12 protein-coding genes are annotated in these 12,602 nt (G+C 46.1%); 3 read left to right on the top strand and 9 right to left on the bottom strand.

The window, feature by feature from the left end:
* Nucleotides 1-2: 2 nt before the first annotated feature.
* From bioF to bioD, 3 genes are read left to right on the top strand one after another with little or no spacing between them, the layout of a single operon-like run.
* A complete protein-coding gene (gene bioF / locus BMZ28_RS09150) occupies nucleotides 3-1,166 on the top strand; it encodes an 8-amino-7-oxononanoate synthase (RefSeq protein WP_074822600.1) in 1,164 nt (387 codons plus the stop codon).
* Nucleotides 1,138-1,905 (top strand): malonyl-ACP O-methyltransferase BioC, encoded by a 768-nt coding sequence (gene bioC, locus BMZ28_RS09145; protein ID WP_074822597.1) that lies wholly within the window; start codon nucleotides 1,138-1,140, stop codon nucleotides 1,903-1,905. Before bioF ends, bioC begins: the two co-directional genes overlap by 29 nt.
* Nucleotides 1,898-2,608, top strand: a complete 711-nt coding sequence (bioD, locus tag BMZ28_RS09140) for a dethiobiotin synthase (protein ID WP_074822595.1) — start codon at nucleotides 1,898-1,900, stop codon at nucleotides 2,606-2,608. The genes bioC and bioD overlap by 8 nt, the downstream gene beginning before the upstream one ends.
* Before the next feature lie 344 nt (nucleotides 2,609-2,952).
* Here the strand turns inward: bioD and BMZ28_RS09135 are convergent, their stop codons facing one another.
* The 9 genes from BMZ28_RS09135 to yajC form a co-directional block, all read right to left on the bottom strand.
* On the bottom strand, nucleotides 2,953-3,687 hold the full coding sequence (locus tag BMZ28_RS09135; RefSeq protein WP_074822590.1) for a hypothetical protein: 735 nt from the start codon (nucleotides 3,685-3,687) through the stop codon (nucleotides 2,953-2,955).
* A 15-nt stretch (nucleotides 3,688-3,702) separates the two neighbouring features.
* Entirely contained in the window at nucleotides 3,703-4,407 is a 705-nt protein-coding gene (locus BMZ28_RS09130; RefSeq protein ID WP_047781517.1) for a DUF5058 family protein, read from the bottom strand.
* Nucleotides 4,407-4,913 (bottom strand): L-2-amino-thiazoline-4-carboxylic acid hydrolase, encoded by a 507-nt coding sequence (locus BMZ28_RS09125; protein WP_047781518.1) that lies wholly within the window; start codon nucleotides 4,911-4,913, stop codon nucleotides 4,407-4,409. Before BMZ28_RS09125 ends, BMZ28_RS09130 begins: the two co-directional genes overlap by 1 nt.
* Nucleotides 4,914-4,953: 40 nt before the next feature.
* Nucleotides 4,954-6,189 (bottom strand): M20 family metallo-hydrolase, encoded by a 1,236-nt coding sequence (locus BMZ28_RS09120; RefSeq protein ID WP_074822588.1) that lies wholly within the window; start codon nucleotides 6,187-6,189, stop codon nucleotides 4,954-4,956.
* Nucleotides 6,190-6,191: 2 nt separating this feature from the next.
* Entirely contained in the window at nucleotides 6,192-7,466 is a 1,275-nt protein-coding gene (locus BMZ28_RS09115) for an L-cysteine desulfidase family protein (RefSeq protein WP_053007627.1), read from the bottom strand.
* A 385-nt stretch (nucleotides 7,467-7,851) separates the two neighbouring features.
* Complete coding sequence (locus BMZ28_RS09110) at nucleotides 7,852-9,294, bottom strand: sigma-54 interaction domain-containing protein (protein ID WP_074822585.1); 1,443 nt, start codon at nucleotides 9,292-9,294, stop codon at nucleotides 7,852-7,854.
* Between the two features lie 103 nt (nucleotides 9,295-9,397).
* Nucleotides 9,398-10,366 (bottom strand): protein translocase subunit SecF, encoded by a 969-nt coding sequence (gene secF / locus BMZ28_RS09105; RefSeq protein ID WP_047781521.1) that lies wholly within the window; start codon nucleotides 10,364-10,366, stop codon nucleotides 9,398-9,400.
* Nucleotides 10,367-10,376: 10 nt separating this feature from the next.
* Nucleotides 10,377-12,227, bottom strand: a complete 1,851-nt coding sequence (secD, locus tag BMZ28_RS09100; RefSeq protein ID WP_074822582.1) for a protein translocase subunit SecD — start codon at nucleotides 12,225-12,227, stop codon at nucleotides 10,377-10,379.
* A gap of 41 nt (nucleotides 12,228-12,268) precedes the next feature.
* A complete protein-coding gene (gene yajC, locus BMZ28_RS09095) occupies nucleotides 12,269-12,601 on the bottom strand; it encodes a preprotein translocase subunit YajC (protein WP_047781523.1) in 333 nt (110 codons plus the stop codon).
* Nucleotide 12,602 lies beyond the last annotated feature (1 nt).

Below are 12,602 nucleotides of genomic sequence, written 5' to 3'. Positions count from 1 at the left end.
TGATGAGCTTTCAACACCGAATTGAGCAAGGTTTAGCTGAGCGCCGTGCTGCTGACGCTTATCGCCGGCGCGCTGTGAGTCAAAGCGGTAGCGGCAGAGAAATTAGCCTCAATGGGCAGCGTTATCTTAACTTTTCGTCTAACGATTATTTAGGATTAAGCCGGGATCCCACCGTGATCCGCGCATGGCAATCAGGCGCCGAACGCTATGGCGTAGGAAGCGCCGGTTCAGGCCATGTCACGGGATTTACCACCGCTCATGCCGAGCTGGAACAGCAATTGGCTGACTGGCTGGGCTATCCGCGCGCATTACTGTTTATTTCTGGCTATGCGGCAAATCAAGCGGTGATTGCGGCGTTAATGCAGAATAACGATCGCATTTTGGCCGATAAATTCAGCCATGCCTCGCTTATTGAAGCATCGATGCACTCTCCCGCTACACTGCGCCGCTTCCAGCATAATCAACCGACATCTCTTGATAAGCTATTGCAGGCTGAACACTCCGGACAAACGCTGGCAATCACTGAAGGCGTGTTCAGTATGGATGGCGATAGTGCACCGTTGGCTGCGCTGCATCATGCCTGTCAACAGGCAGGTGCTTGGTTGATGGTCGACGATGCCCATGGAATTGGCGTAAACGGTAGCCAAGGGCGTGGAACCTGCGCGGCACAAAAGGTAAAGCCGGAGCTGTTGGTGATCACCTTTGGTAAAGCCTTTGGCCTCAGCGGTGCGGCGGTGCTCTGCTCCGAATCGGTGGCCGAGTACTTTATTCAGTTTGCCCGCCATTTAATTTATAGCACCAGTATGCCGCCAGCACAGGCCTGTGCACTCAGCGCCGCACTGCAACGGGTTATCGCCGGTGACGATTTACGTCAGCAATTGCAGCAAAACATTACTCAGTTTCGCAACGGGCTAGCCGGTTCTGGTCTGCAATTAATGAATTCACAATCGGCGATTCAACCGGTGCTGGTTGGTGAAAACCAAGCTGCCATAGATTTAGCCCGACATCTGAGTGAACAGGGAATTTGGACCAGTGCCATTCGCCCGCCAACGGTTCCTCCTGATACCGCACGTTTACGCATCACCCTCAGTGCTGTGCACCATGAACAAGACATCAACCATTTGTTGGAGGTACTCAATGCTGTTACAGCCACTCAAGGTGAATAAGCCGGCAATCGCGACAGCCTTTAGCCGGGCGGCCAACAGCTATGATCAAGCCGCAAACTTTCAGCGCTTATGTGGTGAAAAACTCTTGGCGAAAATCGGTGATTATACGGGCTTAACCATGCTGGATGCAGGCTGTGGCACCGGCTATTTTAGCCGTCGTTTTCGTGACGCAGGTTGTCATGTGCTTGCACTGGACTTGGCCGCAGGCATGCTGGAACAATCTCGCGCAACAGACAGCGCCGATCAATATCTATTAGCCGATATCGAACATATTCCTCTACCTGACGGTAGCGTAGACCTGTGCTTCAGTAATCTGGCCATTCAATGGTGTAGCAGCTTAACCGGCGCATTAAGGGAAATGCACCGCGTCGTCCGCCCCGGAGGACGGGTAGTATTCTCATCATTAGCTCAGGGCTCGCTAACAGAATTAGCGCAAGCGTGGCAGCACGTGGATGGACAATCACATATCAATCAGTTTCTTTCCTTTGAGGCAATAGCACACGCATGCCAGCCGTTTCCTCATCAGTTGAGCCTGCAACAGGAAACTGAATTTTATCCTGATGTTATCGCACTAATGAAAACCTTAAAGGGCATTGGGGCAACCCATTTACATCAGGGCCGCGAGGCAGGACTCACTGGTCGCCGTCGTCTGACACAATTGGCAGAAGCCTACCCACACCAAGAACAGGGACTTCCCCTTAGCTATCAGTTAGTAACCGGAGTTTTATATCGTGAATGATACACCCGCCAATCAGCCCGCATTAGCCAAGGTATGGTTTGTGACCGGTACCGATACCGACGTGGGGAAAACTGTTGCCAGTTGCGCCCTGCTACAGGCGTTTTCATCAGCATCATATCGCGTGGCCGGTTATAAACCGATTGCCTCCGGTAGTCAGATGACCTCCTCTGGCTTACGCAATAGTGATGCGCTGGCATTACAACGCTATTCCTCGGTGAGTCTGACTTATCCGGAGGTTAATCCGCTTACCTTACTGGAACCGACCTCTCCCCATATCGCCAGCCGTCTGGAACAACGCCCTATTGTTGTTGAACAACTATCTGCCGGATTAACCCATTTGAAACAGAAAGCGGATATCGTGGTAGTCGAAGGTGCCGGTGGCTGGTTTACCCCATTAAGCGATCGACAAAACCTCTCTGACTGGGTGACCCAGCAACAAATTAGCGTGATTTTGGTGGTGGGAATGAAACTGGGTTGCATTAACCACGCCCTGCTCACTCAACAAGCTTTACTGAGTGCAGGCGTTTACTTTAGCGGCTGGATAGCCAACAACATTCAAGCCCCAAATAAACATTATTCTGCCTATCTGGAAACATTAAAACAGCGGCTTACTGCGCCGATGATTGGTGAAATACCCTATTTAACGGAACCAGAAGAACATTCTGCGCTACAGCAGTATGTAGATATATCGACGTTAGCATAATTGGCGGGTTTTAAAGCCGGAGGCTATATAGCTTCCGAATATTCCCTCTAAAGCTTGAATAGGATAGTTAACCAAGCATAAACGGAAGGAGAGGATTCTGTTGGGGTCGTAGCAGCTTTAGCTGCCGGAGCGCCCCTAAGAATCGTAGGCCTGACGCCCACTTAACTCAAAAACATTCCCTTTCGTCCGTAAGGAAAAGTGAATATTTCGACGTTCTTTTTACGGACGAAACATTCGCTGAAATCAAATTAAATGACTTTATCTCCCCTCTCAAGAAGCCCCCTGATACAATCCGGGGGGCTCTATTTATTAACCTTATTGCCCTACTTTCTATGATGTAACCACTAACTACTGACTTCACCGTTTACGACCGGCTTTTCCTCTTCAGAATTATTGGCACATAACACTTTGGCTAAAATCATACAGCTAACTACGCAAATAATAATCGATGCATAACCGCCACCGAAAGGTAATATCGCGAAAACGCCGATCACGCTTAATACCTTAGCGATGAAGATAACCGGAATAGCACTGAGTGATAGCTTCATCGGACTATTGAGTAAACGATCCATAAATAACGCACCAAACAACGCCGGTAGCAAAAACTGTAAAGCATCCAACATAGTTTGCGGCAACATTTGAATAATCATGTTACCGGCGATTGCTAAGAAGGTCATTAAACTCAAGCTAATGAAAATGGAGACCGAGATACCGATGGCCGAAATAACGGTACCTTCTCGAGTTCCCAACTGATAACCCGCCGCATTCAGCGCCTGAGTTGAAGCGGGTACGCGCACCTCTTTCGAGTTTCCTGCCATATAGGTTAAATACATCCCAGGAACACCCAGCACCGACTGTAAAGAGATTGGATCCACAATATACCAGGGTAATAAAATCGATAGCATCGACACCATTCCGGTGAAAATACTATCCGCCGTTGGGTTGGCGTCAAAATAGAACAGTAAAACCAGAACCGGTATATAAGCAACTAACAGTACGATCCGAGTACAAAATTTACCTCGGCTAACTATATATGGCATATAGTCATTTTCAAATATTTCTTGATTGGTTTTAGACATGACATACGCTCCAGCTTATTTTGCGATGACCGCAGCAGACATTCCTATGATCATACAGATGGTCAATCCCCATTCTTTTAGCCACTGCAAGTTTGCTTTTCGGTTATAAATCACGATAGTCGCCATCGTGGCTGCCGAGACAATAATTGCCACAGTATTTGCACCGAGGGGATAAGCAAAATTCATGGTCAGCGCACCAAAACTGCCGATCATGGCGCCACCACCAATAATCGGAATCAGTTTGACGTTACCACCGGACATTACCTTGTTAACTTTGTCCATTTTGTTAGCGAAAAAAGAGACAAATAACAAAAACGGTAAACCACAGGTGGTCATCACAATGGTGGCCGCACAGAGAAAATTAACGTCCAATTCACTCTGCCCAAGGGTGATGCCCATTCCTTGAGCGGTAAATGCCGCTTCCATCAAGGCATCCGCTACCGAACCGATAAAATCGACCCGCAGCCAGGCAATAGGAGAACCAACGTATAACATCAACGTCAATATGCCGGACAGCATCATAAAACAAGGGCCGATTGAAGATATCGATGCGCCACGAATCGCACTTTTCACCTGTGAATCGGAAATACCGAGCGCCTTCGCAGTCTTCACACTTTTACGAAAAAATAAGCAAGCCTGTAAGAAAACGAAGAAGAGGGATGGCGCTGCCGCCACCCATAAAACCCAACTGTTCGCTATTTCATTATATTCGGGCGTCATTACTCTGTTCCTTTTTCCATTTTGAAACAGAACGTACATTCACCGTGGGTAAAGAAATGCTTTTCATGAATACACTTCAGATTAGGGTTGTATCCATAAGCAATAGAAGGATCGATCATTTCACAATACAGAATGCCATACTCTTCCATGCCGTCTTTTTGGAACTGCTTGGCAAAAGCGCATTTAGAAAAGATCTGCTCGACCTGATCGTCACCATAGGTATCCACGGAATCGAACTCATCGCTGCGATCCATATCATAACTAACCAGATAGTTAGCCGCGTCGTTTGGCTTACCTCGAGCTTTAGCACGGCGGGCGATATCTTTACCGCGCTCAACGCCAAAATTCCATACGCCGCGCTTAACCGCTTCACGCCCGGCATCACCAAATTCATCCGACACTTCTTTCGCCACCAAAGCAAACATTTTGGCAAACATTTGATACATAGAAACCGGCTCTAAGTCATCAGCGATTTTATTACTTTCTACTTTTTTTTCAGTGCTCATGATGTTTTCCTTAAATTAACTTTATTTTTGACGTTATTGTTTAAAATTGAGAATCCAGACGCAAAATGGTTTCCAGAAGCAGTTCTGTTCCTTTACGCATATCTTCCCATTCCACTTTTTCCAATGGGTGGTGAGTAATCCCCCTGTCGCAAGGGATAAAGATCATTGCCGTTTTACACAGATTCGCCATGATCATGGCATCGTGCCCTGCACCGCTATTAATATTGCGGTAGCTTAAGCCCAATTTGTCACAACTTTCGGCAATCAGTTGCTGCAATCCTTGGTCCATAACGACTTCGTCTTTATAAGAATCAATGTTGACGTCAATCGTTACGTTATATTCCTGTTCTACCAGCTTCTTCATGTCCTGCAAATAGTCGAGCACATTATCGACGATGGCCTGAGTCCCGGAACGCAAATCAATCGTGAAACTACAGTTATTGGGAATGCAGTTGGATGAATTTGGCAGCAGGGAAAATTTACCCACGGTAAACGTTGCTTCGTTAGTGTATTTCCGCAGAACATAGCTGGTCATGCGGCTTACCAGCGAACAGCCAGCGAGGCCTGCATCCTGACGCAGATTCATCGGTACGGTGCCGGCATGACCAGCAAAGCCGGTAATCGAGATACTCAGCTGTGAAAGCGCAACAATGCTTTGAACAATACCAATATCGGTATTGGTTTCCTGCAATACCGGCCCTTGTTCATCATGCACTTCCAGAAAAGCCAGAATATTGTCGTTCTTACGACAAGCTGGCACGGTTTCAATGCCCTGCATATAGTTGGATAACACTTCGCGTAGTGGCTGCTTATCTTTGCTGATAAAGCGGTCTTTATCCGCATCCGTTAAATCGCCGGAGATAAAGCGACTACCAAGCAGCACCTGACCAAAATTAGTGCCTTCTTCCTCAATGAAACCGAGCACTTCATAGGTATGCTTAAGCTTAATGCCCCGTTCTTTAATTACTCTTGCCGCTTCCAGCGCACAAACGACCCCGGCAATCCCATCAAACGCACCGGCATTTCTGACGGTATCAAGATGAGAACCACTGATAATTTTCGCGGCGCTGCTGTCCTGCCCTTCCATCACGCCATAAAGATTACCAATCTCGTCTTCATAGGTGGTTAAACCACATTCCTGCATTCTTTGCTTAACGTACTCCACACCCTGACGATAGCGCTCAGTGAAACCAATACGGGTCACGCCACCATTGCAGGGGTCGCTAATCGCGCGTAAGGCTTCAATATCAGCTTGTAGACGTTCTGTCTTAATCATTTTTACACTCCGCTGTTATCAAGCATGATGCTCAAAATTTCACTATCGGTTTTTCTCATACCTTGGCTGGCAAGGCGCCCAACCATTTTCACGGTTGAATCCAAATTACTCTTTATAATCCCTTCTCCATCATTCAGCACCCGATTACGCATCGCCATCTCATGACAACTAATGGCAGTATCGATACAGGTCGCAATTTTGGAGGCGCAAGAAGGTTTTGCTCCGTCACAAATCATCCCGGAGAGCGTACCCAATGTGTTAATTACCGCATATTGAATCTGTTCATCCGTTCCCTCTTTTAACATAGTAATACCCGCGGCACTACCGCTGGCGGCACACACTACGCCACAATAAGCCGAAAGCTTACCGATATAACTTTTCTCATAGATCGCTACCAGATTACTCAGTATTAACGCCCGGTGTAACTGCTCCTGACTGGCGTTCAACTCTTTGGCATATTCAATCACCGGTAACGAGACCGTTAACCCCTGATTACCACTACCGGAGTTAATCACTACTGGCATATCACAACCGCTCATCCGCGCATCTGAGCCGGAGGCCGCCAGCGCTCTGGCTCGATTTCTAACATTATTATCATTGGTCATCAGGATGGTTTGCCCAACGCTGATACCATAATCATTTTCCAACCCTTCCTGAGCAATACTGGAGTTACAACGAATCTCTAAATCCAGAATATCAATCAGCGGAGAATAGTCACCGTAGCGAGAAAAATGGATAATGTCCTCTATTGAAAACTTATCATCCTGCTCTTCATCAACCTCATCACCTATCGCGGCCGTATTCTGCGAAAAGATAACCTGGCCATTTTTGATAATATTCACCACATTGGTGTGACTGTCTTTAATCTCGACGCTCACCACATCAGACTGATAATGGCCGGTGAGAATAATATGTAATACCGTCGGGCTGTCTAACAAAGTCACTTCACAAATAGATTTGTCTAATAAGTCCTTACAAACGTCTACCTGTTCTGCGGTAACGTCCGATAATACTTCCAGACGTTTATCCGAATTACCGGCATAAGCGCCCACTATCGCTGCGGCATCAATGCCTTTCATTCCCCCTGAATTCGGCACAATCACACTTTTCACATTTTTAACAATGTTTGCGCTGCACTCCGCCTGCAAACGCTCAGGCATATGACCTAAAGTCTTAGAAACAATCGATGCTGCATACGCAATAGCAATCGGCTCGGTACACCCTAATGCAGGTACCATCTCGTCTCGAAGAATGTTTATCAACCTTAAATTCAGCATTACTCGTTATCTCACTTTTATTAGCACTATTCTTATATGCTATGCAACGGGCATGCCAAAATAACCAAAACAGGTTATAAATAAACATAACATATTGATTTAATTTAATTTCACTGTTTTAAAAGATCTGGTTATGAGATAGCAATCACATTTTATAGACTTAGCGAAAGGGAATAATCAGAAGTCAGATTTCTTATAAATGGGAATAAAAAAGAAAAGGATTGGAATTAAAAAGGAGAGCTTGATCAACAAAATCGATTTTCAACTTAGCGATGATGACCGATAAAAATAAAAATAGCTTTAAAAACAATAAGTAAAGAGTGTACTTTCTTTATGCAATTAATTTCCAAAATTTGAGAATGAATTTCCAAAATTTAAGAATAATTTATTGCAAATCATATTGCCCCATTTTCCGATAAAGGGAAGAGAGAGAAATGCCGAGTCTTTCAGCCAGATCTTTTTTATCCGGCAGCGTCGGGGCGGAAACCAACAAATTTTTCAAAATCTGCTTTTCCTGCGCTAACAGCAGTGATTTGAGCGAAGCGTTTTCACTCTCCTGAAGTAAGCGACTGGAAATAAAATGGGAGGGTAAGTCTTCCAGCTCAATATCGCCACCGTCTTTAATATTGACCAGATACTCAATAATGTTCTTTAATTCCCGAACGTTACCCGGCCATGAATAACCGGTAAAAATATCAATCACCTCCTGTTTAGCCAGCGTGATATTTTTCCGCAACTTATCATTAAAATCATTCAGGAATACCTGACTTAACACGGTGATATCCTGCAGCCTCTCGCGCAGTGGTGGGATTTCAAACGGCAGCACATTAATACGATAGTAGAGATCCATTCTGAACTTATTTTCTGCCACCAATGTTAATAAGTTCTGATTTGTGGCGCAGATAACCCTAACATTAACCGGAATGCCAATATCACTCCCGATGCGAAAAACCACTTTCTCCTGAAGAACCCTGAGTAGCTTGGTTTGAGCAGACAGCGACATTTCGCCAATTTCATCCAGAAACAGCGTGCTGTTATTCGCTAACTCAAATTTACCAATCTGGCCTTTCTTATTGGCACCGGTAAACGCACCGGCAACATAGCCAAATAGTTCGCTCTCAATCAGGCTTTCTGGAATCGCTCCGCAGTTAATGGATATCATCATTTTATCTGCTCGGGTACTCATACCGTGGATCACTTTGGCCAGCACATCTTTACCGGTACCGCTTTCACCAGTGATCAAAATGGTAGAGTCTGAATTGCACACCCGCCCAGCCAAATTGAGCATATTGATGATTTTGCTATCCTGCCCAACAAAATGGCTATTGTTGATCTCCTGCCGGGCAATTGACATCACGCCATCCAGCTTTTCTTCCAGCTCATGATTTTGTCGTAAAGTCAGTAACTTACTTTCCAGTAACATACTCATATGCATGAGAAAATTCTTATAGTTACTGTCATTTTCAATCAGTTTATGTTTGGCTTGTTCGGAAAAGGCAATAATCCCAATAACGCCCACCACCTCATCTTCATAACGAATAGGATAAGCAATATCGGCTAATTCTGGACATTCATCATAGAAATTACATTGGCTACACAGCTGATCGTCCAGCGATTTGCACATAATGCCGGGGTTGCCAGTAGAAATGATTTTCTTATAAAACGAGGCGTGGTTGATGGTTTGACCTATTTGGTCAGAATAAGGGGAAGTGCCACCAATACGAACCAGATCTTTATCGACAACCGTTACCCCAACATTAAGGATAACGGCAATCGCGTTAACATAAGACTGAATGAAATCTTGAATCTGAATTAAATGTACTGACATAGTTATCCCTAAAAATAGCCATTCACAATACTTCCATTACAAGATTTAACGCTCAGTATAGATAACAATAATGAGCGTTTTCTCATTCAGTCTTGATGTTTATTTACGGCAGAATTGAAGGCTGATCGGCACCCTCTTTTTCTATTTTCTGCGGAATCATATGCTCACGCTTCACGCCCATCTTCAGAGCCATATAAGCAGCAACCCAAATCGAAGAGACCGTTCCTAACAGGATACCGATCGCCAACGACTCCGAGAAGCCCTTCAGCATTTCGCCACCGAAGAATAACAAACACAGTACCGCTAACAAGGTGGTACCAGAAGTCATCAAAGTACGGCTTAAGGTCTGAGTCAATGAAACGTTCATAATATCGTAAGGCGTACCGCGGCGAATCTTACGGAAGTTCTCACGCATCCGGTCAAACACTACGATGGTATCGTTGAGCGAGTAACCGATGATCGACAGCATAGCGGCCACAATGGTCAGATCCACTTCACGTTGGAAAAATGAAATGATACCCAGCGTTATCACCACGTCATGCGCCAGCGCAAATACTGCACCGGCGGCCAGACGCCATTCAAAACGGAAGCCGACATAGATCAGAATACAGATCAAACAGACGATAATCGCCATCAGACCCGACTGAGCCAGTTCAGCCCCGACGCTTGGCCCCACGAACTCAATACGCTTAACTACCGCGCCGTCATCTGAGTTACTATGGAGAATATCCAGCACCTTGTTGCTCAGAACTTCACTGTTCATCCCTTCAATAGGCGCCATGCGAATCATCACATCACGGCTACTACCGAAGTTCTGCACAATAGGATCTTTAAATCCTTCCTGATTTAACTGGTTACGTACTTTCTCCAGATCGATCGGATGGCTTAGTTTTACTTCAATAACGGTACCGCCAGTGAAGTCCAAACCCCAGTTAAAGCCCTTCATTCCCATAATAACGAATGAGGCAACCACCAGGACCATGGAGATGATAAAAGCCGCATTACCCACGCGCAGAAAGTCATAGACTCTGCGTCCGTGGTTAAGCTGCTCTACTTTATATTCCTCTGCCACAACAGACTCCTTAAATAGACAGCTTAGTAACGCGCTTGCCACCGTACACCAGATTTACAATGGCGCGGGTACCTACAATCGCAGTGAACATGGAAGTCAAGACGCCGATAGACAGCGTGATGGCAAAGCCTTTAATCGAACCGGTACCAACAGCGTACAGAATCGCGGCGGTAATCAGTGTAGTCAGGTTAGCATCGAGAATACTGCTGAATGCGCCTTTATACCCTTCATGAATCGCCTGTTGAACGCTACGACCGTTCTTCAGCTCTTCTTTTATTCGCTCGTTTATCAGTACGTTGGCATCAACCGCCATCCCCACCGTCAGTACAATACCGGCAATACCCGGCATGCTCAGCGTTGCCCCCGGCAACAGCGACATGGTACCCACGATAAGAATAACGTTAACCACCAGTGCAGCACTGGCCATCAGACCGAAGAAGCGATAAACCAGCAGCATAAAGATCACGGACACCATCAGTCCCCAGAAGCAGGCTTCCAGACCCTGGGTGATGTTCTGCTGTCCCATTGATGGGCCAATAGTACGCTCTTCCACAATCTGAATTGGCGCAATCAAAGCACCAGCACGCAGTAACAAGGAGAGTTGACGGGCTTCTGCCGGGCTATCAATACCGGTAATGCGGAAACTGTTACCCAGACGAGACTGAATAGTTGCCACGTTAATCACTTCTTCTTGTTTTTCAAGAATCGATCTACCGTTAGCATCTTTCTTACCGCTGTCCTTATACTCCACAAACAGCGTCGCCATATTTTTACCGATGCTGTCTTTGGTGAAGTTGGACATAATATTACCGCCGGCGCTATCCAGAGAGATATTAACCTGCGGGCGGCCATATTCATCCGCGCTGGACGTGGAGTCGGTAATGTGATCGCCTGTCAGCACCACTTTCTTATACAGTGCGACTGGTGAACCATCACGACGATATTTCACTTCAGTTTTGCTGCGGTCACGACCGCGCAATACTGAAGCCGCATCGATGCTGGTATTCACTAAACGGAATTCCAACGTCGCGGTAGCGCCCAAAATCTCTTTCGCGCGAGCCGTGTCCTGAATACCCGGTAGCTCAACCACAATACGGTCAGCACCCTGACGCTGAACCACTGGTTCGGCAACACCCAACTGGTTCACCCGGTTACGCAGAATATTCACGTTCTGCTGAACCGCATATTCACGGGCTTCGCTTAAACGTTCTGCTGTCATCGAAGTGGTAAAGCTGTTGTTATCGCCCATGGTTAACACCAGGTCGCGATGACGAGGGGTAAGATAATCAACGGCTTTTGAGCGGGCATTTGAGTCAGGGAAACGCGCCTCAACACCAAAGTTGCTGCTTTTAACCACTTCAGTATAAGGAATGCCCTGAGCATGCAATTCACTTTCAATGGAATCTTGAGTCTGTTCTTGCAGCTTCGACATGGCGGTTTCCATATCCACTTCCATTAAGAAGTGCACACCACCACGCAAGTCCAGTCCCAGCTTCATTGGCTCAGCACCAATAGCCTGTAACCAGACCGGGGTCGCTGGGGCAAGGTTCAACGCAATAACAAACTTGTCTCCCAAAGACTCGGCCAGAACTTCTCTGGCGCGAAGCTGAACGTCAGTACTATCAAATCGAACCATCAAAGAGCCATTCTCTTCTAATGCGGCCGACTTAATTTCAATATTCTGTTGTTTTAGAGCATCTTCAACCTGACCCAGCGTAGCATTACTGGCGGCGCCACCGCGCACGCCAGTAATCTGAATTGCCGGATCCTCACCATATAGGTTGGGAAGTGCGTAAAGCAAACCAATGCCGATCACAAAGACCAGCATCAGGTACTTCCATAAAGGATAACGGTTTAACACAATAGTTTCCCTTCGGGAAAAGCAAAAAACATAGCGCTTAATTAAAGCGCTTTCATTGTGCCCTTAGGCAGAACTGCAGCAACAAAGTCACGCTTGATAGTTACTTCATTATTCTCGTTCAGAGCGATAACGATATAACCTGTTTCAGATACTTTAGTTACACGACCAACTAAGCCACCACTGGTTAATACTTCATCACCCTTAGCAATTGAGCTCATCAGATTTTTATGATCTTTTGCACGCTTTTGCTGTGGGCGCAGAATCATAAAATAGAAAATCAGACCAAATACTACCAGCATGATAACTAAAGAGTATGGGCTACCTTGAGCCGGTGCGCCTGCTGCTGCCACTGCGTCAGAAATAAAAAGACTCATT

The organism is Pragia fontium DSM 5563 = ATCC 49100 (genome assembly GCF_900112475.1).
Taxonomy (GTDB): Bacteria; Pseudomonadota; Gammaproteobacteria; order Enterobacterales; family Enterobacteriaceae; genus Pragia; species Pragia fontium.
This window is presented reverse-complemented; position numbering and strand designations above follow the sequence as displayed.